24 protein-coding genes, 1 tRNA gene, 1 pseudogene and 1 riboswitch are annotated in these 24779 nt (G+C 63.1%); of the genes and pseudogenes, 8 read left to right on the top strand and 18 right to left on the bottom strand.

Annotation, left to right across the window (positions count from 1 at the left end; genetic code table 11):
- Nucleotides 1-5: 5 nt before the first annotated feature.
- The 10 genes from cobU to CQ007_RS09190 all read right to left on the bottom strand — a co-directional run bounded on the left by cobU (nucleotide 6) and on the right by CQ007_RS09190 (nucleotide 11758).
- On the bottom strand, nucleotides 6-536 hold the full coding sequence (cobU, locus tag CQ007_RS09235) for a bifunctional adenosylcobinamide kinase/adenosylcobinamide-phosphate guanylyltransferase (RefSeq protein ID WP_105645423.1): 531 nt from the start codon (nucleotides 534-536) through the stop codon (nucleotides 6-8).
- Nucleotides 533-1990 carry a cobyric acid synthase gene (locus CQ007_RS09230; protein ID WP_105645421.1) on the bottom strand — a complete coding sequence of 486 codons (1458 nt, stop codon included), beginning with the start codon at nucleotides 1988-1990 and terminating at the stop codon, nucleotides 533-535. The genes cobU and CQ007_RS09230 overlap by 4 nt, the downstream gene beginning before the upstream one ends.
- Entirely contained in the window at nucleotides 1987-3009 is a 1023-nt protein-coding gene (cobD, locus tag CQ007_RS09225) for a threonine-phosphate decarboxylase CobD (RefSeq protein WP_105645419.1), read from the bottom strand. Before cobD ends, CQ007_RS09230 begins: the two co-directional genes overlap by 4 nt.
- On the bottom strand, nucleotides 3002-3910 hold the full coding sequence (gene cbiB / locus CQ007_RS09220; RefSeq protein ID WP_105645417.1) for an adenosylcobinamide-phosphate synthase CbiB: 909 nt from the start codon (nucleotides 3908-3910) through the stop codon (nucleotides 3002-3004). Before cbiB ends, cobD begins: the two co-directional genes overlap by 8 nt.
- 21 nt (nucleotides 3911-3931) lie before the next feature.
- Nucleotides 3932-4585, bottom strand: a complete 654-nt coding sequence (gene bluB / locus CQ007_RS09215) for a 5,6-dimethylbenzimidazole synthase (protein ID WP_105645415.1) — start codon at nucleotides 4583-4585, stop codon at nucleotides 3932-3934.
- Nucleotides 4582-5874, bottom strand: a complete 1293-nt coding sequence (locus tag CQ007_RS09210; RefSeq protein WP_105645413.1) for a cobyrinate a,c-diamide synthase — start codon at nucleotides 5872-5874, stop codon at nucleotides 4582-4584. Before CQ007_RS09210 ends, bluB begins: the two co-directional genes overlap by 4 nt.
- Nucleotides 5871-6482, bottom strand: a complete 612-nt coding sequence (gene cobO, locus CQ007_RS09205; RefSeq protein ID WP_105645411.1) for a cob(I)yrinic acid a,c-diamide adenosyltransferase — start codon at nucleotides 6480-6482, stop codon at nucleotides 5871-5873. Before cobO ends, CQ007_RS09210 begins: the two co-directional genes overlap by 4 nt.
- Nucleotides 6479-7054, bottom strand: coding sequence for a hypothetical protein (locus CQ007_RS09200; RefSeq protein ID WP_105645409.1), 576 nt, complete (start codon nucleotides 7052-7054; stop codon nucleotides 6479-6481). The genes cobO and CQ007_RS09200 overlap by 4 nt, the downstream gene beginning before the upstream one ends.
- Before the next feature lie 31 nt (nucleotides 7055-7085).
- Nucleotides 7086-8900 carry a TonB-dependent vitamin B12 receptor gene (gene btuB, locus CQ007_RS09195; protein WP_105645407.1) on the bottom strand — a complete coding sequence of 605 codons (1815 nt, stop codon included), beginning with the start codon at nucleotides 8898-8900 and terminating at the stop codon, nucleotides 7086-7088.
- A gap of 117 nt (nucleotides 8901-9017) precedes the next feature.
- Nucleotides 9018-9262, bottom strand: a riboswitch (cobalamin riboswitch).
- 105 nt (nucleotides 9263-9367) lie between these two features.
- Nucleotides 9368-11758, bottom strand: coding sequence for a membrane-bound PQQ-dependent dehydrogenase, glucose/quinate/shikimate family (locus CQ007_RS09190; protein WP_105645405.1), 2391 nt, complete (start codon nucleotides 11756-11758; stop codon nucleotides 9368-9370).
- A 118-nt stretch (nucleotides 11759-11876) separates the two neighbouring features.
- On the opposite strand from CQ007_RS09190, the gene CQ007_RS09185 reads away from it, so the two are divergent.
- Together CQ007_RS09185 and CQ007_RS09180 are read left to right on the top strand one after the other, a co-directional pair.
- Nucleotides 11877-12131 carry a heavy-metal-associated domain-containing protein gene (locus CQ007_RS09185; RefSeq protein ID WP_105645403.1) on the top strand — a complete coding sequence of 85 codons (255 nt, stop codon included), beginning with the start codon at nucleotides 11877-11879 and terminating at the stop codon, nucleotides 12129-12131.
- Nucleotides 12132-12163: 32 nt separating this feature from the next.
- Nucleotides 12164-12610: a DUF411 domain-containing protein gene (locus CQ007_RS09180; RefSeq protein ID WP_105645401.1), complete on the top strand. Its 447-nt coding sequence runs from the start codon at nucleotides 12164-12166 to the stop codon at nucleotides 12608-12610.
- A gap of 54 nt (nucleotides 12611-12664) precedes the next feature.
- Here CQ007_RS09180 and CQ007_RS09175 read toward each other — a convergent pair.
- The 3 genes from CQ007_RS09175 to CQ007_RS09165 all read right to left on the bottom strand — a co-directional run bounded on the left by CQ007_RS09175 (nucleotide 12665) and on the right by CQ007_RS09165 (nucleotide 14482).
- A tRNA-Asp gene (locus CQ007_RS09175) sits at nucleotides 12665-12741 on the bottom strand.
- A 101-nt stretch (nucleotides 12742-12842) separates the two neighbouring features.
- Nucleotides 12843-14144, bottom strand: a complete 1302-nt coding sequence (locus CQ007_RS09170; RefSeq protein ID WP_105645399.1) for a type II toxin-antitoxin system HipA family toxin — start codon at nucleotides 14142-14144, stop codon at nucleotides 12843-12845.
- Entirely contained in the window at nucleotides 14141-14482 is a 342-nt protein-coding gene (locus CQ007_RS09165; RefSeq protein ID WP_218278861.1) for a helix-turn-helix domain-containing protein, read from the bottom strand. Before CQ007_RS09165 ends, CQ007_RS09170 begins: the two co-directional genes overlap by 4 nt.
- Nucleotides 14483-14779: 297 nt before the next feature.
- Here CQ007_RS09165 and CQ007_RS09160 point away from each other — a divergent pair, with 297 nt between their 5' ends.
- From CQ007_RS09160 to chrA, 3 genes are all read left to right on the top strand, one after another.
- Nucleotides 14780-14956 (top strand): DUF2897 family protein, encoded by a 177-nt coding sequence (locus CQ007_RS09160; RefSeq protein WP_105645395.1) that lies wholly within the window; start codon nucleotides 14780-14782, stop codon nucleotides 14954-14956.
- Nucleotides 14957-15064: 108 nt separating this feature from the next.
- The gene (locus CQ007_RS09155; protein WP_105645393.1) at nucleotides 15065-15595 is read left to right on the top strand and encodes a DUF2058 domain-containing protein; all 531 of its coding nucleotides are present in this window, start codon (nucleotides 15065-15067) and stop codon (nucleotides 15593-15595) included.
- Nucleotides 15596-15623: 28 nt separating this feature from the next.
- Entirely contained in the window at nucleotides 15624-16835 is a 1212-nt protein-coding gene (gene chrA, locus CQ007_RS09150; RefSeq protein ID WP_105645391.1) for a chromate efflux transporter, read from the top strand.
- Nucleotides 16836-16844: 9 nt separating this feature from the next.
- Here chrA and CQ007_RS09145 read toward each other — a convergent pair whose 3' ends face one another.
- The gene (locus tag CQ007_RS09145) at nucleotides 16845-17537 is read right to left on the bottom strand and encodes an ATP-dependent zinc protease (protein WP_218278860.1); all 693 of its coding nucleotides are present in this window, start codon (nucleotides 17535-17537) and stop codon (nucleotides 16845-16847) included.
- A 298-nt stretch (nucleotides 17538-17835) separates the two neighbouring features.
- Here CQ007_RS09145 and CQ007_RS19375 point away from each other — a divergent pair.
- Both CQ007_RS19375 and CQ007_RS19370 read left to right on the top strand, forming a co-directional pair.
- Nucleotides 17836-18624, top strand: a pseudogene (locus CQ007_RS19375) (cache domain-containing protein); the annotation flags it as partial.
- Between the two features lie 48 nt (nucleotides 18625-18672).
- Complete coding sequence (locus CQ007_RS19370) at nucleotides 18673-19482, top strand: methyl-accepting chemotaxis protein (protein WP_371919823.1); 810 nt, start codon at nucleotides 18673-18675, stop codon at nucleotides 19480-19482.
- Between the two features lie 160 nt (nucleotides 19483-19642).
- Here CQ007_RS19370 and CQ007_RS09135 read toward each other — a convergent pair whose 3' ends face one another.
- On the bottom strand, nucleotides 19643-20815 hold the full coding sequence (locus CQ007_RS09135) for an EAL domain-containing protein (RefSeq protein ID WP_105645387.1): 1173 nt from the start codon (nucleotides 20813-20815) through the stop codon (nucleotides 19643-19645).
- Between the two features lie 250 nt (nucleotides 20816-21065).
- Between CQ007_RS09135 and CQ007_RS09130 the strand changes: the two genes are divergently transcribed.
- Nucleotides 21066-22385 (top strand): Na+/H+ antiporter family protein, encoded by a 1320-nt coding sequence (locus CQ007_RS09130; RefSeq protein ID WP_105645385.1) that lies wholly within the window; start codon nucleotides 21066-21068, stop codon nucleotides 22383-22385.
- 63 nt (nucleotides 22386-22448) lie between these two features.
- Here the strand turns inward: CQ007_RS09130 and CQ007_RS09125 are convergent, their stop codons facing one another.
- The 3 genes from CQ007_RS09125 to CQ007_RS09115 are packed head-to-tail and all read right to left on the bottom strand — an operon-like array spanning nucleotide 22449 to nucleotide 24777.
- Complete coding sequence (locus CQ007_RS09125; RefSeq protein ID WP_105645383.1) at nucleotides 22449-23798, bottom strand: sensor histidine kinase; 1350 nt, start codon at nucleotides 23796-23798, stop codon at nucleotides 22449-22451.
- Complete coding sequence (locus tag CQ007_RS09120) at nucleotides 23795-24466, bottom strand: response regulator transcription factor (protein WP_105645381.1); 672 nt, start codon at nucleotides 24464-24466, stop codon at nucleotides 23795-23797. The genes CQ007_RS09125 and CQ007_RS09120 overlap by 4 nt, the downstream gene beginning before the upstream one ends.
- Nucleotides 24466-24777: a PepSY domain-containing protein gene (locus CQ007_RS09115; RefSeq protein WP_256582253.1), complete on the bottom strand. Its 312-nt coding sequence runs from the start codon at nucleotides 24775-24777 to the stop codon at nucleotides 24466-24468. The genes CQ007_RS09120 and CQ007_RS09115 overlap by 1 nt, the downstream gene beginning before the upstream one ends.
- Between the last annotated feature and the right edge of the window lie 2 nt (nucleotides 24778-24779).

Below are 24779 nucleotides of genomic sequence, written 5' to 3'. Positions count from 1 at the left end.
TAAACTCAATTGCCTGTCTCCCTGGTTCCCTTGAGTAGCATCGGCAGACCGGCGACGCAGAACTGCACCCGGTCACAACAGTGTGCGAGCGCCTGGTGCAGCCAGCCGGCCTCATCCACATAGCGGCGACTCAGCTCACCCATCGGCACCACGCCCAGGCCGGTTTCATTGCTGACCAGAATCGCCCGGCCCGGCAGCCCTTCGAGCACCTCCAGCAGTGCCTGACGTTCACGCCCCAGCCGCTCGGGGTCCCCATCCAGCAGCAGATTGGTCAGCCACAGGGTCAGACAGTCGACCAGCAGACAGCGCCGCGCGTCCGCCTGCTCACGCAACACCTGCGCCAGGGCCAGGGGCTCCTCGATCAGCCCCCAGTGTGCCGGCCGCTGCTGACGGTGATGGGCGATACGCGCGCGCATTTCCTCATCCAGCGGCTGGCTGGTGGCGATATAGATCACCTCCAGCCCAGCGTCCTGGGCCAGTTGCTCGGCCAGCCGACTCTTGCCGGATCTGGCACCGCCAAGTATCAATTCAATCAATTAGTTACCCCGCATAGAGCAAGTAGTTTATCAGCATTCATATGCTTATCGATCAGGTCGGCAAGACGCTCGATATCCCGTTCGCGCAGCCCCGCATAATCCAGCTCCCGGGCTCCGCTCAGGCCGGCCCAGCCAAGCAGTGCGGCGGCCGCCTGCGGCGCTTCGAACAGACCATGCAGGTAGGTCCCGGCGATCTGCCCATCGGCGCTCAGCACGCCATCCAGATTACCATCATCCAGCCGGATCAGCGGCTCGGACAGGGCCGGCCCACTGCTGACCCCGGCATGGATCTCATAGCCGCGCACCGGCACCCCGCCCGCCAGCAGTTGGCCCTCGACCCGGGTCAGGCGTTTTTCGTTCGTCAGTCGGGTGGCAAAATCCAGCAAGCCCAGACCGGCACTGCGCCCGGCCGGCCCCTCCAGCCCGAGCGGGTCACTGATCTCCCGGCCGAGCATCTGCAGGCCGCCACAGATGCCCAACAGTTTGCCACCGTAGCGCAGGTGCCGGTGGATTGTTGCATCCCAGCCCTGGGCACGCACGAATGCCAGGTCGGCACGCACGCTTTTCGAGCCGGGCAGGATGATCAGGTCCGCTGGCGGCAACGGCTGACCCGGTGCGGCGAAGCGCAGATCAACCTGCGGATGCAGGCGCAGCGGATCGAAATCGGTGTGGTTGCTGATGCGCGGCAGTACCGGGATCACCACCCGCAACTGCTCCGCTGCGCTGTCCGCCTGGCGCGTATCCAGCGCATCCTCCGCCTCCAGATGCAGGTCATGCACATAGGGCAGCACACCCAGCACCGGTACGCCGGTGCGCTGCTCCAGCCAGTCCAACCCCGGCTGCAGCAAGGCCAGGTCCCCACGAAAACGATTGATGACGAATCCCTTCACCCGCGCCCGCTCGCTGGCGGACAACAGCTCCAGGGTGCCAACCAGATGGGCAAACACGCCGCCGCGGTCGATATCGGCGATCAGCAGCACCGGGCAATCCACTGCCTCGGCAAAGCCCATGTTGGCGATATCACCCTGACGCAGGTTGATTTCCGCCGGCGAGCCAGCGCCCTCCACCATCACCACCTGAAAGTCACGGCTCAGACGGGTGTGGGAGGTGAGCACCGCCTGCATGGCAGTCGGCTTGTAGGCGTGATAGGTGACGGCATTCATATTGCCCACCGGGTGACCATGGATGATCACCTGCGAGCCGGTATCGGTATTGGGTTTGAGCAGCACCGGATTCATGTCGGTGTGCGGCTCCAGCCCCGCGGCGGCGGCCTGCACCGCCTGGGCGCGGCCGATCTCGCCACCGTCGGCAGTCACCGCCGCATTCAAGGCCATGTTCTGCGGTTTGAAGGGGACCACCCGCACGCCCCGGCGCCGCAGCCAGCGGCACAATGCGGTCACCAGCGTGCTTTTCCCCGCATCGGAGGTCGTGCCCTGAATCATCAAGGTGCTCATGCTCTACTGCTCCCCATGGTCCGCATCACGTCGCTGAATGCCTGCTCCAGCCGCTGCCATTGCGCCTGGTTGGCGGGCAGGCCGATGCGCAGCCCGGCAGGCTGCCGATACCAACGCAACAGAATGCCGCGCTCGACCATCTGCTGGTACACCCCGGCCACATCGATGGCAGTCACCCACTGGAACAGCTCGCAGCCACCCGCCGGGGACAGCCCACAGCGGATCAACAGCTCCTGCAAGCGCACCGCATCCTCCTGCAAGCGCAGCCGCCAGGCCTGCTGCAGGGAGCTATCCGCCAGTATTGAGCGTCCCACGGCACGCGCCGGCCCGCTCACCGCCCAGGGCCCCAACAGGGCCTCCAGCGCGGACAGCAATGCCGGCTCAGCCAGTACAAAACCCAGACGTATTCCCGCCAGGCCGAAGAACTTGCCCACCGAACGCAGCACGATCAACCCCGCCTGGTCGGCACAGTCCGCCAGGCTGCAGGCGGGTTGCGCATCGGCAAAGGCTTCGTCAATGACCAGCCAGCCACCGCTGGCGAACAGCCGCGCGTGCCAATCGAGCAGAGTGGCTCGATCCAGCACGCGACCGGTGGGGTTGTCCGGATTGACCAGCACCACCACATCGAATACCGGCGCGGCCGGCTGCTCATCCAGCACAGCAGACAACTGCTCCGCAGTCAGCGATTGCACCTGATGGCCCTGGCTCTGCCAGGCATGCTGGTGCTCGGCATAACAGGGCCCGATGATCGCTACCCGGCAGGGTGCTCGCAGCCGGGGCAAGGCCTGGATCGCGGCCTGGGAGCCGGCCACCGGCAGTACCGCGGACGCACCGTAGTAGGCGCAGGCGATGGACTCCAGACCATCATCCGGCTCGGGCAGACGCATCCAGGCGCTGGCCGGAATGGCCGGTAGTGGCCAGGGCCAGGGAGCCAGCCCGGTTGACAGGTCCAGCCACTGCTGCGGCGGGATGCCGAACCGGGTAGCGGCTTCCAGCAGGCGACCGCCGTGCTCAAGCATGCCAGACCAACCCGATGACCAAAGCCACCACCAGCCATAACCAGACGCCCTGTCGTACCAGACGCAGTGCACGGTCAATATCGTCTGCCGCTGCCGGCCGACCGGCGCCCAGTAGCGGACGCTCATGCAACTCGCCATGATAGATCGCCGCCCCGCCCAGCCGCACATTCAGCGCACCCGCCCCAGCAGCCATGACCGGTCCGGCGTTCGGGCTATCCCACTGCGGCGCCTGCCGACGCCAGCAGGACCAGGCCTGGTACGTATTACCCAATAGCGCATAGGTCAAGGCCACCAGCCGGGCCGGCAGCCAGTTGAGCGCATCATCCAGCCGTGCCGCAGCCCAGCCGAACCGCTGGAAGCGTTCATTGCGATAACCCCACATGGCATCCAGGGTATTGGCCAGGCGATACAGCACCACGCCCGGCGCACCCAGCACGGCGAACCAGAACAGCGCGGCGAAGACCGCATCGCTGCCATTCTCCAGTACCGATTCAGTGGTCGCGGCAGCGACGGCAGTGGCATCCAGCTCGGCAGTCTGCCGGCTGACCATATAGCTCACCCGGCGGCGCGCCTGCGACAGATCACCGGCCCGCAGCGCCAGGGCCACGGGCTGGGCATGCTCGCCAAGACTGCGCAGACCGATGGCCAGATACAGCAGCAGTATCGAGAGCAGCCAGCCAATCTGCGGCAGGCTGGCCAGCGCCCAGGCCAGTAGTGTCAGCGGCACCACCGCCAACAGCCAGGCCAGCAATCCGCGCAACTGACGCCGCTCGCCCCGGTTCATCCAACGTTCGAGCACATCGGCCATTCGCCCGAATGCCACCAGCGGGTGCGCACGCCGCGGCTCGCCCAACAAGTGATCCAGCAGCACCGCCAGCGCCATCAGCAGCCCCGTCAACATCGCAGTCTCCGGCGCTGCTGTTCAGTCATCCTGCTGCCCCCAGGCATCGGTGAATACCAGCTCCGCCAGCGGCTGTTCCTCGGTCCAGCCCTGTTCGACCAGCATCGGGCGTGGATAGAACTCCTCCACTGGGCCGAGGCAGAGAATGGCCACCGGGCGGGCGCCTTGCGGCAGCTTCAGCAGTGCGCCCAGCGCCTGCGGATCGAACAGTGACACCCAGCCCATGCCCAGCCCTTCGGCGCGGGCCGCCAGCCAGAGGTTCTGGATGGCGCAGGCAACCGATGCCAGATCCATTTCCGGCAGCGTGCGCCGGCCAAATACGTGCCGCTCGCGTCCGTCCGGCAACGCCGCCACCAACAGCTCGGCACAGTCGAGGATGCCTTCGACCTTGAGCTGCATGAATTCGTCACCGCGTTCGCCCAAGGCCTCGGCGGTGAGCAATCTTTCCTGCTCCACCAGTTGCGCGATATCCCGGCGCAGCGCCGGTCGGGTAATCCGGATGAAGCGCCAGGGCTGCATCAGTCCGACGCTCGGCGCCTGATGAGCGGCCTGCAGCAAGCGGCTCAGCACTTCCGGAGCCACCTCACCGCCACTGAAATGGCGCATGTCCCGGCGCTCGCGGATGGCCCGGTACACCCCAGCCCGTTCGGCATCGGAAAAGCCCTGCCCGCTCATGGGCGAAACAGCTCCGCAGCGGCAGCCGGATTGCCTGGCAGGTAGAAGTGGATATAGGACGCGGTCAAGCGGCCGATACGCCATACCCGTTCGGCCGTGCGCCGGTAGTTCGGGCACTCACCCTGTGCCAGTGGTTCCAGATCGCACTCCAGCACGGAGCGGTGGTAGGTATGGCCACGCAGACTGCCTTCCGGCAGAGCAACCTCCTGCAATGCCAGGGCGGCCAGCCGGCCCTGCATCTGCGCCGTGGCGGGCAGCAGACCCACCAGCTCGCCACGCGCGCCCGCCATATCTGCCAATGAATGGCACAGATAGAGCATTCCGCCGCACTCGGCATGGATCGGCTTGCCGTCGTCATGATGGGCGCGGATAGCGGCCAGCATCGACTGGTTGCCCGACAAGGCATCCAGATGCAGCTCAGGATAACCTCCTGGCAGATACAGGCTGTCCACCTCCGGCAGTTGACTGTCAGCCAGTGGCGAGAAGAAAGTCAGCTCCGCGCCCAGACTGCGCAACAGGTCCAGGTTGGCCTGGTAGATAAAGGCGAAGGCCGTGTCCCGTGCCACACCGATCCGTACCCCTGCCAGCAACGGCTCAACGAGCGCTTGCGGTGCAGCGGCAAAGCTCACCGGCTCGGGCAAGCGGGTATCGGCGCTCTGTTCCAGCGCGTCGGCGGCAGCGTCCAGCCGCGCGTCGAGATCCGCCAGCTCTTCGGCCTGCACCAGCCCCAGATGCCGGCTCGGCAACTCCACGGCAGCATCCCTGGGCAGCGCACCGAACCAGCCCATCCCCTCGCCCAGGCTGTCGCGCAGGATCTCTGCATGCCGGGCGCTGCCAATGCGGTTGGCCAGCACCCCGGCAAACGGCAGGTCCGGCTGGAAGGTCGCCAGCCCATGGGCCAGCGCACCGAAGGTCTGGGCCATGGCCGCACCGTCGATCACCGCCATGATCGGCACACCAAAACGCCGGGACAGATCCGCCGCCGAGGGCGTGCCATCGAACAGTCCCATGACACCCTCGATCAGGATCAGGTCCGACTCCTGCGCCGCCTGCCACAGCAGCCGGCGGCTCTCCTCTTCGCCGACCATCCACAGGTCCAGTTGATACACCGGCTGGCCGCTGGCCCGCTGCAGGATCATCGGGTCGAGAAAATCCGGCCCGCACTTGAACACCCGCACCCGCTTGCCGTTGCGGCTGTGCAGCCGGGCCAGTGCGGCGGTAACGGTAGTCTTGCCCTGCCCCGAGGCAGGCGCGGCGATCAGCATTGCCGGACATTGTGCGTTCATCAGAACTCCACTCCCTTCTGCGCCTTGATACCCGCCTTGAAGGCATGCTTGACCACGCCCATCTCGGTCACCGTATCGGCCGCCTCGACCAGTCCCGGCGGCGCACCGCGCCCCGTCACCACCACATGCTGGTGGCGCGGGCGCGCGGCGATATCGGCCAGCACCTGGTCCAGCTGCACATAACCATATTTGAGAGCGATATTCAGCTCGTCGAGAATCACCAGCGCCACACTCTCATCGCGCATCAGCTCCACCGCCACCGCCCAGGCCGCCTGCGCCTTGGCGATATCGTCCTGGCGGTCCTGGGTTTCCCAGGTGAAACCGGCGCCCATCACGTGATAACGCACCTGTTCCGGGAAACGCCGGAAGAAATGCTCCTCCCCGGTACTGGCAGCCCCCTTGATGAACTGGACGATGCCAATCTGCATGTCATGACCCAGGGCGCGCGCCGCCATGCCGAAGGCGGAACTGCTCTTGCCCTTGCCGTTGCCGGTCAGCACCAGCAGCAGCCCGCGCTCCTCACGGGCCTGGGCGATCTTCTCATCGACCACCGCCTTCTTGCGCTGCATGCGCTGGCGGTGGCGCTCATCCCGTTCGGTGGACTCGCTCATACCTTGCCACCCTCGGCAACCCGCTGGCGGGCCAGCAGCTGCCAGCCGATATAGAGCGCCGCAGCGATGGCCACATAGAAGGCCAGCGAGCCAAGGTACTTGGGATAATAGGTCGCCAGGCGCTCGATGGTGCCGAGCAGGGTCGGGTCGGGATAACGCCCCGACAACCAGTAGAAACCGCCGCTGGAAAAGCTCTGGCAGACCAGCGCGCTGGCGGCCATGGTCCCGCCCAGCACCAGCAGACTGGTTGGCTGCTCGCGATGCCAACCCGCGTATAGCCGACCGCCCAGCCACAGCGAGCCATAGGCCGGCAGCAGCATCCAGTAGGCGATGGTCATGCAATGGTGCCCGGCATTGCTCCAGCCGACGGTCATGACATCCATGAACACCGCCTGCAGAAACAGCAACGGAAAGGCCCAGCGCGGGCGCAGCAGCACGCCGGCGAGGAAGAACGCCGCCCAGGATGCGCCGGGCAGGTTGACCGTGCTGAAGTGGCTGCCCCGGGTAATGGCCATCAACAGCACCAGAACGATACCTACGGCCAACTGGCCGCGCTTGGATAGTGCCAACATATGTCATCCTCCTGTGGATGTGGTCCTGCTGTTACAAGGGTTGATAACGCACCGTCAGATAGCCGGCACGACCCGGCTGCTGGTAGCTGGCAGCGGTCTCGTAATCGGTATCGAACAGGTTGCTGATACGCGCCTGCAGCCGCCAGGCATGGCTGAGCCAGTACTCGGCGCGCAGGTCGACGGTGTTGTAGCCGTGCAGCTCGATGGTATTGGCCGCGTTATCCCAACGCCGGCCCTCGGCATGCAGGCTGGCACCGACGCCAATGCGGCCGAAACGGCGATCGATATCCAGGTTGAACATCTGCTCGGCCCGGCGGGCCAGCAGATCACCCTGTCCCGTGCGAGAGGTACGGTTGGCGGGGTCCTGCAGAGTCAGGTTGCTGCTCCAGTCCCAACCCAGCCAATGGCGGGCAATCTCGAGCTCCACGCCTTTGATCACCGCCTTGTCTATGTTCTCCGACAGATAGATACCGCCACCGAGGTTTACGCTGGAAATCAGATCGTCCACTTCATTGCGGAACAGGTTGACCGCCCAGTTACCCCAGTCGTGCTCGCCACGCAGTCCAGTCTCGATATTGCGCGAGGTTTCTTCCTTGATATCCGGGTTACCGAAGCCGGGGTAGTACAGCTGGTTGAAGGTCGGCGCCTTGAACGCGGTGCCGTAACTGGCCACCCATTGCAGGTTGTCGGTCAGGCTCAGGCCATAGGCAATGCTGCCGGTGTTGTAGCGACCGAACTGTTCATTGTCATCATGACGCAGGCTCATCTGCCATTCATGCACGCCATGTTGTCCCAGATACTGGGCGTAGTAGCCCTTGTTGGTACGGCGGTTCTCCCTGTAGGCCACGCTACTGCCGACCTCATCGGTCAGGTGGTCGAAACCCAGGGTCAGCAGATGGCCGGGGGCAAGATCGATATCGTTCTGCCAGCCCAGGCTGTCGCGCCGGGTATCGAAACGGCTGTTGAAGGTGCTGCCATTGAAGGTGTCGTTCTTGTCCTCGCTGCGCGCCGCCTGCAGCGTCACCCGCCAGGGTTCGAGCGGTGAGAAGCGGGCATTGAGCCCGTGGGTTTTCAGCTTCGAGTCGTTGTTAGCCTTGTAGCCCGAGTCGAAGTCGCTATGGGAGTGGGATTCCAGCACATGACCTTCCAGCTCCAGACCATTGTCGAAGCGATAGCCGGCGCGCAGGTTGCCGGAGAGTTCACGGTAACCATCGTTATCCGGGTCCCCCTTGCCAGGCCGGGCATCGATGCCCCGGGTGGACAGGCTGGTCACCGCCGCGCTGTACCAGCCTTGCCCGATCCCGCCGGAGACCCCGGCACTGCCCTCATGATGGTTGCGGCTGCCGGCAGTGAGCGACATCCACGGCTTGGGATCACCGCCGGCTCCACGCTTGGTGAAGATCTGGATCACCCCGCCAATGGCTTCGGAGCCATACAGACTGGAGCGTGGTCCACGCACGATCTCGATACGCTCGATCTGCTCGATGGGCAGATTGTGCAACGCAGCACTTCCACTGGTCACCGAGCCAATACGCACGCCATCGATCAGCACCAGCACATGGTCACTGCTGCTGCCGCGAATGCCAACGGTGCTGGACTTGCCCGCGCCACCATTGTTGACGATGCTCAGCGATGGGGTGCGCCGCAGCAGATCCAGCATATCGGTCGGCTGCAGGCGCTGGATGGCGCGCTGGTCCAGTCGTGTTACTGCGCCAAGGTTGGCACCCAGGGACTGTCCGGTGCGCGTGGCGGTAACGACCTGGTTGTCCAGGGAAAGGGATTCGGCATGGGAAAAACCGGCAGTGGCCATCAGGGCCAGCGCCAGGGAGGTGCGTGCAAACGTCATCGGTGCTCCGTCGCCGTACTCACCCGTACGGCATGGCTGGTTATGCAGTCGGCGAACGGAGTTGGGGAGACGGTTCCAGACACAGCATGAAACGCTACACCCACAGAGCCCGCCGCACTGCTGTGACATGCGACAGGCCGGTCTCCGGGCTCATGAGTGGATAATGCCTATCCGATGATGCGACCTTCCCGTGCAGGCACAGTGGTCACTCTGAATCATCCGCCAGGACGCACCTAGAGGTGGCTGGCACTCATTTACCGTTGCGGGGGCAGCGCCGGAATAGTCTGAAATATCAAGACGCACCGGCTTCCCAGTTTCACCCACCAGCCGAGCTGGTGGACACCTGAAGCAGGCGAAAGGTTAGGAGTTTTCGCTGGGGAAGTAAAGCGGCAGACCACCGTGTCCATGGGTTTCCTGGGGGCTGGTACCTCCCAGGAAACCCTGTCTCCCGTTGAGCCGGAATTCGATCAATCCGGCAGGGCGTAGGCGATCACATAATCGCCACGGTCAGGCGATACCCGCGCGCCGCCGGCGGTGATGACGATGTACTGCTTGCCGCTGTGCGGTGACACATAGGTCATCGGGCCAGCCTGGCTACCCACCGGCAGACGGGACTTCCAGATTTCCCTGCCGGTATAGCTGTCGAAGGCCCGCAGGTAATAGTCCTGAGTGCCGGCGAAGAACAGCAAGCCGGTCTCGGTGGCCAGCGATGGCCCCAGGGTCGGCATGCCCACCGGAATCGGCAGGCGCATCTTGATACCCATCGGGCCGGTGTCGCGCACCGTGCCCACCGGCACCTGCCACACCAGCTCACGGGTCTTCAGGTCGATGGCCGACATGGTGCCGAATGGCGGCTTCTGGCAGGGAATGCCGAGCGGCGACAGGAAGCGTTCACGCATGGCGCCATAGGGTGTGCCTTCCATCGGTACGATACCCATCTCGATCCCACTGGCGTCAGCAGGAATGTCCTCACGCGGCAGCATGTAGTTGGCCAGCCCCAGACGCATGTCGTTGACGAACATGTAGCTGGTAGTCGGGTCCACCGCCACACTGCCCCAGTTCATGCCGCCCAGCGAACCGGGATACTGCAACGCGCGATCCAGGCCCGGCGGGGTGTATACACCCTCATGGCGCATACCGGCGAACTGGATACGACACACCAACTGGTCCAGCAGGGTCGCGCCCCACATATCCGACTCCACCAGCGTCTCGTTACCGATCGACGGCATGCCCACCGAGAACGGCTGGGTTGGCGCGTAGCGTTCGCCTTCCAGATTACCGGCGGGCACCGGCCGCTCTTCCACCTCGGCAATCGGCTCGCCGGTCACCCGGTTGAGCAGGAATATTTCCCCCTGCTTGGTCACCTGGGCCACTGCCGGCACACTACCGCCCTGCTCGTCCGGGATGTCGTACAGCAGCGGCTGGGCCGGCAGGTCGAAGTCCCAGATATCATGGTGGGTCATCTGATAGTGCCAACGCACCCGTCCAGTCTGCGCCTCGACCGCGACCAGCGAGGAACTGTACAGATCATCCAGCTCGGTGCGCTGGCCAGCCCAGAAGTCCGGAGTGGTGTTGCCGGTAGGCAGGTAGATCAGCCCCAGCTCGGCATCATAGGACATTGCCGACCAGACGTTGGGCGTACCCAGGGTATAGGTCTCGCCTGCCGGCGGGCGGCGGGTGGTGTCCGGATTGCCCGGATCCCAGGCCCAGACCAGGTCGCCGCTGCGCACATCATAAGCGCGCACCACGCCCGGCGGCTCACCCACGTAGAAGTTGTCGGCCACACGGCCGCCAACCACCACCAGCTCACCGGCCACCAATGGCGTGGAGGTCTGCTGATAGAAGCCATCCTTCACCTCGCCCATATCGACCTTGAGATCGACGGTGCCATTGTCACCGAAATCGGCGCAGAGCTCCCCGGTTTCGGCATTGATGGCAAGCAGGCGGGCATCCCCAGTGGGTAGGAACAGTCGGCGCTGACAACTGGCCGCCGGGCTGTCGCCGGTCTCGCCGGCCAGGGTGCTGGCGCCCTCCTCGGCAAAATAGCCCAGGCCACGGCAACGCTGCCAGACCGGAGCGTGCCCTTCAGGATCGAACATCCAGCGCTGCTCACCAGCGTCCACATCCAGAGCGAAGACCTTGCCGTAGGCATTGCAGTAGTACAGGGTATCGCCGACCTGCAGAGGCGTATTCTGGTCTTCGGCACCGGAGCCGGTGCTTTCCGGCAGCTCCCCGGTACGGAAGGTCCAGGCCACCTCCAACTGCGTGACATTCTCCGGCGTGATCTGATCCAGTGCGGCAAAACGGTCACCATGGGTGGTGTTGCCCCAGTGCATCCAGTCAGCCTGCTCGACACCGTCGGCCAGGGGCGTGCGTACCGGGTCACGGGTGGCCAGCTGGCTGTTCATTGGAATGAACATGGCGGCAAAGGTGGCGACCACGCCTACCAGCATGATGACCGGCACCACCACCGCGCTCCGTCCCGGCAGTTCGCCAGTGCGGCGCACCATCGAGGGATAGATGAAAGCGATGACCAGCCCCATCACCGCCAGCATGTACAGGCGCGACACCAGCGGCCAGAATTCGAAACCCGCATCCCAGATAGCCCAGACTGCCGATAGCAGGAAAACCAGGGCGAACAGCAGGGCTCCGGATGTACGTCCTCTTGCAATCAGTATCCCGGCAACCAATATGGCCACACCCGCCGGCAGGTAATACCAACTGCCACCCAGCGTCACCAGATAGCCACCACCCAGAGCCAGCACCAGCCCGACCAGTGCGCAGGCCAACCCGACAATCACCGTGAACGCTTTCAAGAGTGTCGCCCCTTTCAGTTCATTGTTGAAAGTGGATCGCATCAGCCTGATCCACGCTGACACCATTATAGACATCGATCAGCACCAGAGCCGGATTGACTTTGCCACCATGTCAGGGTTGAAAATGCTCCCAGTTCAAACCTCCAGGGAGTACCCCACCATGAGTTCCATCGAATTGGATGTACAGGAAATGACCTGCAACAACTGCGTCAAGCATGTTACCGAAGCACTGACCGCGGTGGCCGGCGTCAATGGCATCGAGGTTGATCTCGGCAGCGGTCGGGTCAAGGTCGACGGGCAGGCTGACAGCCAGACGTTGATTGCTGCACTGGACGAAGCCGGCTACCCCGCTGCCGTCGCCAGCGCGGCCAAGGCCCATGACGGTCACACCACCTGCTGCGGCGGCTGTCACTGAGTTCAACCCATAGCAAAACAGAGGATCACATCATGCATGCCAGATTACGCTTCGTCGCGCTGACCGCCCTGCTGCTCGGCGGCATCGCCCAGGCTGCCGACAGCCTGACCATCGACGTCCACCGCGACGTCAACTGCGGCTGCTGCAAGGACTGGATCAAGCACCTGGAAAGCAATGGTTTCAGCGTCAATGATCATGTCGAGCCGAACATGGCTACGGTAAAACAGGAACTGGGCGTGCCGCCACGCCTGGGCTCCTGCCATACCGCAGTGATCGGCGGCCAGTTCGTCGAAGGTCATGTGCCAGCGGAGCAGATCCTCGCCCTGCAGGCGCGCCCGGATCTGCTGGGCATAGCTGTGCCGGGAATGCCGATGGGCTCGCCTGGCATGGAGTATGGTGATCGGCAGGATCCCTATCAGGTAGTGGGGCTGACCAAGGGCGGGGATCTGGAGGTTGTTGCCGAGTATCCGGGCAACTGACCCCGCAGAAAGCAGAAAGCCCCTGAATCTTTCGATCAGGGGCTTTCTCGTATATGGCGCAGCGGACGGGACTCGAACCCGCGACCCCCGGCGTGACAGGCCGGTATTCTAACCAACTGAACTACCGCTGCGCATCTGTCTGACGGCAGGCATTCACCGAGGTGGCGGGCCTGTCATCGAACCAGGCGCGCATTGTAAATGTTTACCCGCCCAAGTCAAGCCATATTGCACCTCATATAGCCAGTCGCAACTGCCCTGCAACCTGCTCGATCCATTGCGGCGCCACCCCGGCCCGCTCGGCAAATTCCGGCCAACGCGCCACGCTGGCACGCACCTCGGCCACGATGGTTTCCGCCCGCCCGCGCTTGAGACCGGCGCTTTTGCCGCAGGCGTTGAAATCTGCCAGGGTAAAACCATCGCGCTTGCCGCTCATCGACATCTGATGCATCGCCGTCCATGCGCCCTGGGGGTTGTAGCTGTAGGTAACGTCGAAGGCCGGCGACAGCCTCCAGGCACCACGGCGGTCCATCAGAAAGGCGATGTTCTTGACGTGATCGTCCTGGTTGCGGGCGATGATATTGAAGGCCATCCGGCGAAACTGCTCCTCCAACGCCTGCATCGGCAGACCCAGGCGGCGAATCACCAGCAGCGCCTGCTCGTAGGAATGCGCACCGGCCTGGTTGAAATCATAATGCGCCAGCGCGCATAACGACTGCATGTGCAGCTTGCCACCGTCCTCGGTGCGATCGAAACGCCGCGTCATGAAATGCCGGCGGCCACCCTCCTCCAGCAAGCGGCATTCACTCATGTCGATACCGGCAGCACAGGCCATCAGATAATAGGCATACTCGATCGCACAGTACCCCTGCGGGTCATCCAGCTCCCGGTCACGGTTACCCGCCACCCCGTCGAACTTGAGCAGCCAGTACTCAAAGCCCTCTCCCGCCGCCACCTGACCGGAGCGAACTTCATTGGTAGGCGGATGCCAGGCAATCACGGCCTTGGCCCTGGCCCCGCCAGCCGAGGTACCCACACGCAGAATATCCTTGAGTGCCGCAGCCTTCCCGGCATCGGCGAAGGATGTCGCAAGGCCATTGCGATTGGCCAATACATCGGATGCCAGAGCCACCAGCGCCTCGATATCCACCCGTCCCGACTGCTGGTGGCGCGGTCCGCTCATGGGTACGAACTCCAGCGCCCCCATCCCCCGGCTACCGGTATAGCAAAGCCGCTCCACCGCATTGAAACTCTCCGGTGTCCGCCCCTGCGCCGCCAGCCAGGCGTTGATCAAGGAATTGCCGAACTTGTCCGGCAGGCTGTCGGCAAGCAGGCCAGGCAAGCCATGGAAAGTCTGCCTGGCCAGTTCAGGGAAACGATAGACCCGACTGGACAAGGGCATGACCAGGGGGGATAGCTGGATGTCACTGGTGACGAAGGCAGGATCGTACTGAAAGCTCGCTACCTCCTCGCCATCCGCGAGCGACACCGCACCGATAGTCCGCCCCCACAATCGTACCTCGGCCAGGGTAGTCATGACTCATCCCCCCACTGCCATGCTGCATCCGGTTGCTGAATGCCGGCCGGCGCCGCGGGGCGCACCCGCCGTGGAACCTTGCCCTTGCCTCGCAGCAGCGCCATGGGGCTGGGTCCCTGCTCGGGGAGCAACTGGTCCAGACCATGAAGGAGTCCCAGCACCCGCAGAATACGGATGAAGCTGGTCAACTGGGTGGATGCGCCGGCCTCCAGCCGCTCCAGGGTACGTTTTGATACCCCGGCCTGCTCAGCCAGCATGGCCTGGGTATACCCCATGTCCAAGCGCTGCCGAGCGATCCGGCTACCCAACTCAGCCAGAATCGCCTCATCTGAAAGCATCCCCTGAATACCCATCTCGTCTATCCAGTCGAATAGTGATCAAAAACTCTTTTATTTCGCCATATATGACGAAATAAAAACCAGATATGTAATCATAGTCGACAATAGCGAAAACACCCAACCTCCCATGAAATACTCGTCATATATGACGATTTATTCCAAGAATACGCCATAAGTCGTCTAAAGAGACGAATAGAATTCAATACTCATACGCCGCGCCGCTCCCCGATGGATTTGCCATCCTGCCAGCAGTTAACCATGCTGTAACCAAGACCCTCATATAAAAGGAATCTGGAGATGTCTCTCACTGGCTGGATCTTTGTATTGATCATTCTCGCCACTGTCATTGGCGGCCTGTACATGCTGCGCAAGACCGCCAACAGGATGCCGATCGGCAAGGAGCAGATGAAACGCATCAAAGCGCGCCAGGCCGAACTGGAAGCACAGGAAAGAAGGGAGAAGCAACGCGAGTGAAGACTCGTCACAGACCGGAACAGACACCGGCGCGGTTGTGATGAGGTGGCAACAGACCCTAGAATGCGTTTCTCAAATTCCACGCCCCGTAACAGGTAGCCCCAACGCATGGTCAATTCACTGCAAGCCCAGCTGCTCAAAGCCGGACTGGTCGATGAAAAGAAACTCAAGCAGGCCCAGCGCGCCAAGAAGAAGGCTGCGAAGAACACCCCCGAGAAGGTGCACGACACCGCCGCTGCGGTGGAGAAGGCACGTGCCGAGAAAGCCGAGCGTGACCGCCAGTTGAACCTGCAGCGCCAGGAAGAAGCCGCCCGCCGCGAACGCGAGGCCCAGGCCAAGCAATTGATCGAACAGGCCAAGCTGGATCGTACCGGTGGCGAAACCGCCTATCAGTTCGTGGCCAAGAACAAGATCAAGAAGATCTATGTCACCGACGAACAATTCGCCAAACTCAGCCGTGGCAAGCTGGGCATTGTCCGCCTGTCTGGCCACTTCGAACTCATCCCCCTCGATGTAGCGGAGAAGGTAGCCGAGCGCGCACCGCATTGGCCGGTAATCATCGCCAAGGTGGAAGCTGAGCAAGCCGATGAGGACGATCCCTACGCGGACTTCAAGGTGCCTGACGACCTGATGTGGTAACCCTTCACCCGACCTGATGGAGCCCAGCATGGACCAGGCCGCCCCTGCCCCGCACCCTGGCGGTGACCGCAGCCCCTGGTTCGTATTCCTGATCTTCCTGCGCCTGGGCCTGACTTCCTTCGGCGGGCCCATCGCCCACCTGGGCTATTTCCGCGACGAGTTCGTGGTGCGCCGGCAATGGCTGTCAGAACGCAGTTATGCCGATCTGGTTGCCCTGTGTCAGTTTCTACCCGGACCAGCCAGCAGCCAGGTCGGCCTGGCCCTGGGCCTTTCCCGAGCGGGCTATGCTGGCGCCCTGGCGGCCTGGGTCGGCTTCACCCTGCCCTCGGCCCTGGCACTGATCCTGTTCGCCATGACTCTGACCCAATATGGCGATCCCGGCTCGGGTGCGCTCCAGGGACTCAAGGTGGTCGCCGTTGCCGTAGTTGCCCAGGCAGTTTGGGGTATGGCGCGCACCCTGTGTCCCGACCCGCTGCGCATGACCATCATGGCTGGCGCCGCAACGGCGGTACTGCTGGTATCCACGCTGTGGATCCAGGTTGCGGTCTTGCTGGCAGCGGGACTGCTGGGGCTGGCGCTGATAAGCCCCGGCAGTCGCGGCGAACCGGACATCCAGCCCGTGCGGGTCAGCCGACGCGGCGGCAGCCTGGCACTGGGGCTGTTCCTGATACTGCTGCTCGGCCTGCCGCTGCTGACAGCGTTGCTGCCGAGCCAGACACTGGCAATTATCGACAGCTTCTATCGGGTCGGGTCCCTGGTTTTCGGGGGCGGACACGTGGTCCTGCCCTTGTTGCAGGCGGAGACGGTTGACTCAGGCTGGGTCGCTGCGGACACCTTCCTGGTCGGCTACGGCGCAGCCCAGGCGATACCCGGCCCACTGTTCACCTTCGCGGGCTTTCTGGGTGCCGCCATGGACACCGGCATGCCCAGTTGGATCAATGGCATCATCTGCCTGCTGGCAATCTTCGCGCCATCATTTCTGCTGGTAATCGGAGTGCTTCCATTCTGGGAGCAACTGCGTCACAGCGCCCGGGCCCAGGCCGCCCTGGCCGGGGTGAACGCAGCAGTGGTCGGGCTGCTACTGGCTGCACTGTATCAGCCGATGTGGACCAGCAGCATCCTCGGGCCAAGGGACTTCGTCCTGGCCCTCGGAGCATTGATCGCGCTGGTATTCTGGAAGCTGCCGCCGTGGCTGGTGGTGCTGGCCACGGCGGCAGGAGGATGGATCCTGGGCGGATAGCCGAAAGCGTCAGTCCCCGCCTTCCTGCTCGTCATCCTCCTCCTCGGTTTCCGATGGTTCGTCGATCTGACTGTCGTCCACCAGGCTGGCATCATCGCGCAGCTGTTGCTGCCTGTTGCGCTCGTCCTCGCTGGCGGTTTCCGGGCAATCCAGCGGCAGCATGAAGGTATCGGACACATCGATCAGACCGATATGCTCGATGGTGCGCCGACCGAGCAGCACGGGATAGGTCATGTCGCTGCGATCACGCAGGGAAAACTGCTCTTCATAGATCCGGTTGCCGATGCACATCCGCATCTTCACTACCGGCCGATAGTCCTCACCGCCGGCACCGCGTACGGTGATCTGGCGATATACCGGACGTTCGAAGTTCATGGTCACACGCTTGCCGGTATCGGCGTCCTTCACTTCGACGTCATAGCGCACCCACCTCTTGCCCTCGCGGGTAAAGCGCTCGAGATTCACCGCATGCATGGACGAGGTCAGCGCCCCGGAGTCCACCTTGACCTTCACCGCGGTCTGCTCGGGCAGAATCAATCCCTTCTCGATCCAGCCCACCACCACCTTGCCGGTGAGGTCCTCCGACATGACAGCATCAGCAGGCGGCTCGATGGCCTCCTGCGTAGCGGCAAATACACCGGGGGATACTGCCGCTGTGCTCAACAGGGCCGCGAGGGACAGGCTCTTGATAGATAACTGCATAAAATATCCTTTAGGAAACAAACAGATAGACCGGGGCGAGGGAAGAAAGTGCCGTACGCATTGAATTTCCGCGGCAATTTAACACGCTGTCACCCCATTCGGAAGGTCGCCCGGACAGACGACGGAGGCAAGCGATAACGCCAAACCCCAGTAGTAGATTCATCAGATGAATAATGGCTCATTGACACTGGCCAGCCAGCAAAGAAATACTCCAGTATTACGCCGCTTGGTCGATAACGCTTAAAGGTAGGTTCTCAAGTAGACCGTAGTTACTAATAAAAGATCGCGGAGATCAACAATGGATTTGTTACGTCGGATACGCATTAGCCAGAGGATATGGCTGATCCTAATCGTTGCCCTCGCCAGCCTGCTGGTTCTGACCTTCATTTCTCTCGATCATCTGCGTAAAGAGATCCATACCGCCGAGATCACCAAGGCCACCCATCTGGTGCAAACCGCCCACAGTCTCATGGCCGCCTACCACGCCAAGGAACTCAGCGGCGAGCTGAGCCCCGAACAGGCCCGCCATCAGGCATTGGAAACGCTACGCGGCCTGCGCTATGACGGCAATGAGTACTTCTGGGTCAACGACATGAACTACGTCATGCTCATGCACCCCTTCGCCCCCGAAACCGAGGGCGTCGATCTCAGCACCCTGGGCCGGAACGGTTCGCCCAATGTCATCAAGGAGATGGCCGACCTGGCCCGCAGCCAGGGTACCGGCCACTACGAATACAACTGGGTCAAGCCAGGCGACAAGGTCGGTGAGAGCGATCCAGTACGTCGTCTGTCCGCCTTCACCCACTTCAAACCCTGGGACTACATGATCGGCACCGGCATCATCCTCACCGATGTGCAGGCCAAGATCCGCACGCAGGTATTCTGGGCACTGAGCGTCGTCACGGTCATCATGCTGATCATGATCGGTATCCTTTATGTCATCGCCCGCAGCATTACCCAGCCACTGAATCTGGTGGTCCAGGCCATGGGGGATATAGCCAATGGCGAAGGCGACCTGACCCGCACACTGAACGGCGACGCGCGAGACGAACTGTCACTGCTCGCCCGACACTTCAATACCTTCACCGGTAACCTGCGCAAGCTGATCGGCCAACTGGGCGATGGCGCCAACCAGATGATCAGCGCCAGCCAGCAACTGGACCAGATCAGCAATGCCAGTCTCGTTGGCATGACCCGCCAGTCCGAGCGCATGGAGCTCATGGCCACGGCGATCAACGAGATCACCTACGGCGTGCAGGACGTAGCGCAGAATGCCAACGCCGCTGCGCAGGAAGTGGAGAGTGCCAACGAGGGCGCCGACTTCGGTCGTGTGCAGGTGGAAAAGACCATCGAGCAGATCAACCACCTGTCCGGCAGCGTGAATACCGCCGTCGCCCATATGGAAACCCTGTCGGCCGACGCCAATGAAATCGCCACGGTACTGGATGTGATCCGCGCCATCGCCGAACAGACCAACCTGCTGGCGCTGAATGCTGCCATCGAGGCTGCCCGCGCTGGCGAAATGGGCCGCGGCTTCGCCGTGGTGGCCGATGAAGTACGCAACCTCGCCCAGCGTACCCAGAAGTCCACCGAGGAAATCCACGGCATGATCACTCGTCTGCAGAACAATACGCAGTCGGTGGTGCATGTCATCAATGAGAGCAGCCGCTATTCCGAGCTCAGCGTCGAACAGGTCAATGCCGCTGGGCAGTCACTGGAGCAGATCGCCCAGTCCATGCAGCACCTGGTAGCGCTGAATGCCTCCATCGCCAGCGCCACCACCCAGCAGTCCACCGTGGTGGAGGATGTCAACCGCAACGTGACCGAAGCCGCCGAACTGGCAAGGGAAACCACCGATGGGGCGCAGCAGACCGCCCAGGCCAGCGAACACCTGGCCCGGATCGGTCAGCAGATCAGCAGCCTGCTGGGCCGCTTCAAGATCTGAAGGGGAGGCAATCCAGTGCTCCGAGCCAGTGGATTGCCGCGCCCTTCGGGCTCGCAATGACGACGGAGAACGTAGGCAAAATAACATTACGCCCCCTCGTCATTGCGAACCGCGAAGCGGTGAAGCAATCCACGGGCACGGAGTAGCCGACACTCCTCCCTCAACCGTCCTGCAATCGCTCCATATCGATATCCACCAGTAGCAGATGGCGGCTGTCGTCGATGAACAATCCCGAGGTCATGCAGTACTGATTGGTGGTGGCATCGCGGTAGCGGCTGGACAGGATCACCCGGCTGTCCTCGCCGGATTCGGCCAGGATGCGGTAGAAATAGGGACGCCAGGACCAGTTGTGGTCGAGGTAGCGTGGGTCCTGCTGCCAGCGTTCACCGGTCCACTCGTAGTTCGGTGAGATCTGCGTGCCATAGGCATCGCAGAGGAAAAAGCGCAGCAGCCAGGGGTACTCCGTCGGGGCCGGCAAGGCATTCGGCTTGGCGCCCTTCTCCAGCCAGCGACGTAACTGGGCGAACAGACTCGCCAGCGAGGTGCGTAGCTCCAGCAGTCGCGTCCGCTCAGCCAGCTTGGCCTCCACATAATGATCCCGCAGACGCGAGAATACCGGCTGCACTGCATCTGCCGGCAGGAAATTCTCCGCCGCTGCACCAAACAGGAACCCCTGGACATAACGCGCGCCACAATCCAGTGCAAAGTGCAGGTGCTCTTCGGTCTCGATGCCCTCGGCCATGATCCAGCAACCACTTTTCTCGGCCATCAGGGCCAGCGACTTGACGAAATCCGAGCTGTTGCTGTTACCGCGGGTGGCCTGGTGCAGCAACTGGATATCCAGCTTGAGAAAATCCGGGGCCAGGGCGATCACCTGGTCGAGCATCGAATAACCGGTACCGAAGTCATCCACCGCCACCCGAATCCCGGATTCGCGGTAGCGCCGCACCACCTCGCGCAACCGCTCCAGGTCACCCTGCAAACCGGTGATCTCGAATACCACCTGCTCAGCGGACAGACCGATCTCTTCCAGCAGTACCAGGCTCGGCAGCGGCTCGTTCGGGTCCACCTGGGCAAGCCAGAGGGGCGAGATATTCAGCGTAATGAAGCCATTGGGCGTGTCCCGAAAACGCTCCAGCGCCATGCGCCGGACCGTACGATCAAGATCCAGCAATGCCAGCTGGTCCACCTGCGGATCGGTGAACAGCGGGCCGGCACTGATGACTTCACCTTCCTCGTTGCGCAGTCGAGCCAGGGCCTCGTATCCGGCGATGCGCCCGGTCGCAGTATCGATCAGTGGCTGGTAGTACGGCAGCGGTTGTCCTTCGAACACAGCAAAGTCTCCAGTTCAGATAGCTGACACAGATTATGCAAGATTGTCGCCAGAAAGATACCAACGGCGGTACTGAATGGCACTGGTCACGCTCTACACCGTCATCCTCGGCGCAGGCCGGACGAGGTGGGAGAGCGAAGGATGATCCGTTCCTCCCATAAATTTTGACAGGCATTCAGGCATCCGGCAGAGTACGCGCCCTCTCCTATCGTTCTGTGCAAGTGAAGTCATTTTCAAACAGGAAGCAACCATGAATGCAGTGGTCGTTGCAGTTGCAGTAATGCTGGTTCTCAGTCTGTGCCGCGTGCACGTGGTAGTAGCCTTGATCATCGGCGCGGTGACCGGCGGTCTGCTCGGCGGCCTGAGCCTGGATGCCACGCTGCAGGCCTTTCAGGACGGGCTCGGCAAGGGCGCCACGGTGGCTCTGAGCTATGCCCTGCTGGGCGCCTTTGCCGTTGCCATCGCCAAGTCCGGCACCGCCCATGCCCTGGCGGACCGCGCTCTGCACATGATCGACGGTCAGCGTGGGGGCAATACCGGCAAGCTGCGCCTCATGCTGTTGCTGATGCTGCTGGCAGCCGCCATGGCCTCGCAGAATATCCTGCCGATCCACATCGCCTTCATCCCGCTGCTGATCCCGCCGCTGCTGTTCGTGATGAACAAGTTGTACCTGGATCGCCGCCTGGTCGCCTGCATCCTGACCTTCGGCCTGATCACCCCCTACATGTTCCTGCCGGTGGGCTTCGGCGCGATCTTCCTGAACAACATCCTGCTGGCCAACGTCCGGGATGGCGGCCTGGATACCGCCGGCATCAATGTCATGCATGCCATGGCCCTGCCGGCGCTGGGCATGCTGTTCGGCCTGCTGGTGGCCTTCTTCAGCTACCGCAAGCGCCGCGATTATGCTGTCGCTGGCGTGGCCGGCGGCGAGTCGCCGGAGAAGGTGGTATATACGCCGAAAACCCTGCTGGTGGCACTGGTTGCCGTGATTGCCGCCTTCGGCATCCAGCTCTGGCTGGACTCGATGATCATCGGCGCGCTGGCCGGCTTCGTGGTGTTCTCGCTGTCCGGCGTGGTGCGCTGGCGTGAGACCGACGACCTGTTCACCGAGGGCATGAAGATGATGGCCATGATCGGTTTCATCATGATCGCCGCCAACGGCTTCGCATCGGTAATGCAGGCTACCGGTCATATCGAAAGCATGGTCACCAGCTCGGCAGCGTACATCGGTGACAACAAGGCACTGGCTGCCCTGCTCATGCTGGTGGTCGGCCTGCTGATCACCCTGGGCATTGGCTCCTCGTTCTCCACCGTCCCCATCATCGCCGCGATCTACGTACCATTGGCCATGCACCTGGGCTTCAGCCCGCTGGCCATCGTTTCGCTGGTCGGTACCGCCGCCGCCCTCGGCGACGCCGGCTCCCCCGCCTCCGATTCGACCCTGGGGCCGACTGCCGGGCTGAACGTCGATGGCCAGCACAACCATATCTGGGACACCGTGGTACCGACCTTCCTGCATTACAACCTGCCGCTGATCGCCTTCGGCTGGGTGGCGGCGATGGTGCTCTGAGGCAACGGCTGAACTTGCTCTCATCGAACTGGCGCTCGACGCTCCCAGCGAAGCACAGTGGGCTCAGGCGCGAGTCACCCCTCGCCCCTTGTGGGAGAGGGGCTGGGGGAGAGGGGAAAGCGGCAGGCTCACCCGCACCGCCAGCCCACCCAATTCGCTATCCCCCAACGCCAGCTCACCACCATACACCTCGACCAGATCACCAACGATCGCCAAGCCCAGGCCGTGGCCGGTAACGCTTTCATCCAGCCGCGTGCCCCGGCGCAGTACCTTCTCCCGATCCTCGTGCGTGATCCCTGGCCCATCATCCTGCACCCGCAGGAGCAACGCCTGCGGGCTCATCTGCCAATCCAGGCGCACCCTGCCCCTGGCCCATTTACAGGCGTTATCCAGCAGATTGCCCAGCAATTCCAGCATGTCCTCACGCTCGAAGGGCCAATCCTGCGCCTGCGCCGCCGGGTGCTCGATCTGCACCCGCTGGCCGTGGATCTGACGCAGGGAATCGAGCAACCAGTGCAGGTCCTGCTGCGGGTTGAAGCGCTTGCCGGCCTGGCTTTCCGGCGCCAGCCGCGAGCGCTGCAGGGCTCGCTCCAGCTGACCGCGAATCTCCTGCAATTGCGCGGCGATGGCGGTCTTGTCGGCCTGGTCGAGATCGGTCTGGGCCAACAGACTCTCGCTGACCGCCAGCGGCGTTTTCAGGGCATGCCCCAGATCACCAACACCCTTGCGTGAACGCTGGATAATCTGCTCGACCTGCGCGCCCAGATGATTGATCTCCTGCACCAGTGGCAGCAACTCCTGGGGCACATTGTCACTGAGCACCAGGCGCTGGCCGGCATGCCACTCGGCCAGTTCATCCCGCGTGCGGTGCAGCGGGCGCAAGGCGCGACGCAGCAGCCCCTGCTGGATCAACAGGCTGACCAGCACCGCCAGCGCGCCCAGCCCCCAGAGCCATAGCCGGGCCTGGGCAAAGGCCTGCAGCAGCGGCAGGTAATCCATCGCCACGCTGATGCGCACCGGCTCGCCGAGCTTGTCGAAGGTGCCGGAGCGCACCAGCAGTTGCTGTCCCGCCGGGCCCGGCACCAGGGTATTGTGCAGATCGTCGGCATCCAGCGGCAGGCGCTGGTCCCACAAAGAGCGGGAACGCCAGCGTTCGCTGGTCTGCACCACGAAATAGCGGCCTGAAAAAGGCCGCTGATAATCCGGACTGACCCGGCGCAGATCCAGATACAGCCCGGTCGGGGACGGGGTCAGTGCCGCCAGCAGTGCATCGGTCTCGCGCTGCAGGTCGGTGCTCAGGTAATCACGCAAGGCCCGGTCGAACAGCCAGATACCCCCCTGACCGACCAGCATCACGGTCAACAGCAGTACCACCAGCAGCCCGCCGCCGAGCTGGCGGCCAATCGAATTCACGATGGCAGCCCCACCAGCACATAACCCTGGCCGCGCCGGGTCTCGATTGCCTGCTTGCCCAGCTTGCGGCGCAGGTGGTTGATCTGCACCTCGATCACATTGGAATCGCGCTCGGCCTCGTAATCGTACAGATGCTCGGCCAGCCGCGCCTTGGACACCAGTTGTCCGGCGTGCAGCATGAAACAGCGCAGCAGGCGGAATTCGCTGGCAGACAGTTGTGTGGTCTCCAGCCCCTCGCCGGAAACCTGCTGGCTGGCCTCGTCGAGGACCAAGCCTGCTGCCCGCAGCTGGTTCTGCGGCTCCCGGCCATGACTGCGGCGCAGCAGGCCCTGGATACGCAGCAGCAGTTCCTCGGGATGGAAAGGCTTGCTCAGGTAGTCATCGGCCCCGGCACGCAGCCCCTCGACGCGGTCGGTCCAACTGCCGCGTGCGGTGAGGATCAACACCGGCATGCCCAGCCCCTGCTCGCGCCAGCTCTGCAGCACTTCCAGGCCACCGCGCCCGGGCAGGCCCAGGTCGAGAATGCACAGGTCATAGCTTTCCTGCTCACCGAGCAGTTGCACGTCGCGGCCATCGGTGCGCCAATCGACCGCATAACCGGCTTGGCGCAGGCTGCTGCACAGCGTGTCGGCCAGGGCAATATTGTCTTCGGCAAGCAACAGCCGCATCAGTCATCCTCATCCACATCGAGCAACGCGCCGGTCACGGCATCGTATTCCAATTCCAGCACCCGCCGATCATGGGTGACTATTTCCAGCTCGTAAACATAGCGTCCATCGTCATACTCGAGTTCAGCCTCGAGAAAACGCCCCGGGTAACGCCCCAGGGCATCGTCGATCAAGGACTGCAGCGGCAGGATCACGCCCCGCTCGGTCAACGCCAGGGCCTGATCCTGATCGATGTCCTCAGCGGCGCTCAGCGGTGCCCAGCCCAGCAGCAGGCCAAAACACAGCCAGCCGCACAGGGCGGCTGGCTTCAAGA

The organism is Pseudomonas sp. MYb185 (assembly GCF_002979975.1).
Taxonomy (GTDB): Bacteria; Pseudomonadota; Gammaproteobacteria; order Pseudomonadales; family Pseudomonadaceae; genus Halopseudomonas.
The sequence above is the reverse complement of the archived record's forward strand: the minus strand, read 5'-3'. Positions and strand labels throughout refer to the sequence as shown.

Coding starts and splice junctions, on each gene's coding strand:
- CQ007_RS09180 (WP_105645401.1), top strand. CDS start 12,164: ATGCATGCCAGATTACGCTTCGTCGCGCTGACCGCCCTGCTGCTCGGC.
- CQ007_RS09145 (WP_218278860.1), bottom strand. CDS start 17,537: ATGCAGTTATCTATCAAGAGCCTGTCCCTCGCGGCCCTGTTGAGCACA.
- btuB (WP_105645407.1), bottom strand. CDS start 8,900: ATGACGTTTGCACGCACCTCCCTGGCGCTGGCCCTGATGGCCACTGCC.
- CQ007_RS09155 (WP_105645393.1), top strand. CDS start 15,065: ATGGTCAATTCACTGCAAGCCCAGCTGCTCAAAGCCGGACTGGTCGAT.
- CQ007_RS09200 (WP_105645409.1), bottom strand. CDS start 7,054: ATGTTGGCACTATCCAAGCGCGGCCAGTTGGCCGTAGGTATCGTTCTG.
- CQ007_RS09130 (WP_105645385.1), top strand. CDS start 21,066: ATGAATGCAGTGGTCGTTGCAGTTGCAGTAATGCTGGTTCTCAGTCTG.
- cobD (WP_105645419.1), bottom strand. CDS start 3,009: ATGCTTGAGCACGGCGGTCGCCTGCTGGAAGCCGCTACCCGGTTCGGC.
- cbiB (WP_105645417.1), bottom strand. CDS start 3,910: ATGTTGACGGGGCTGCTGATGGCGCTGGCGGTGCTGCTGGATCACTTG.
- CQ007_RS19370 (WP_371919823.1), top strand. CDS start 18,673: ATGATCAGCGCCAGCCAGCAACTGGACCAGATCAGCAATGCCAGTCTC.
- CQ007_RS09185 (WP_105645403.1), top strand. CDS start 11,877: ATGAGTTCCATCGAATTGGATGTACAGGAAATGACCTGCAACAACTGC.
- CQ007_RS09120 (WP_105645381.1), bottom strand. CDS start 24,466: ATGCGGCTGTTGCTTGCCGAAGACAATATTGCCCTGGCCGACACGCTG.
- CQ007_RS09230 (WP_105645421.1), bottom strand. CDS start 1,990: ATGAGCACCTTGATGATTCAGGGCACGACCTCCGATGCGGGGAAAAGC.
- CQ007_RS09160 (WP_105645395.1), top strand. CDS start 14,780: ATGTCTCTCACTGGCTGGATCTTTGTATTGATCATTCTCGCCACTGTC.
- CQ007_RS09165 (WP_218278861.1), bottom strand. CDS start 14,482: ATGCTTTCAGATGAGGCGATTCTGGCTGAGTTGGGTAGCCGGATCGCT.
- CQ007_RS09170 (WP_105645399.1), bottom strand. CDS start 14,144: ATGACTACCCTGGCCGAGGTACGATTGTGGGGGCGGACTATCGGTGCG.
- bluB (WP_105645415.1), bottom strand. CDS start 4,585: ATGAGCGGGCAGGGCTTTTCCGATGCCGAACGGGCTGGGGTGTACCGG.
- chrA (WP_105645391.1), top strand. CDS start 15,624: ATGGACCAGGCCGCCCCTGCCCCGCACCCTGGCGGTGACCGCAGCCCC.
- CQ007_RS09190 (WP_105645405.1), bottom strand. CDS start 11,758: ATGCGATCCACTTTCAACAATGAACTGAAAGGGGCGACACTCTTGAAA.
- cobO (WP_105645411.1), bottom strand. CDS start 6,482: ATGAGCGAGTCCACCGAACGGGATGAGCGCCACCGCCAGCGCATGCAG.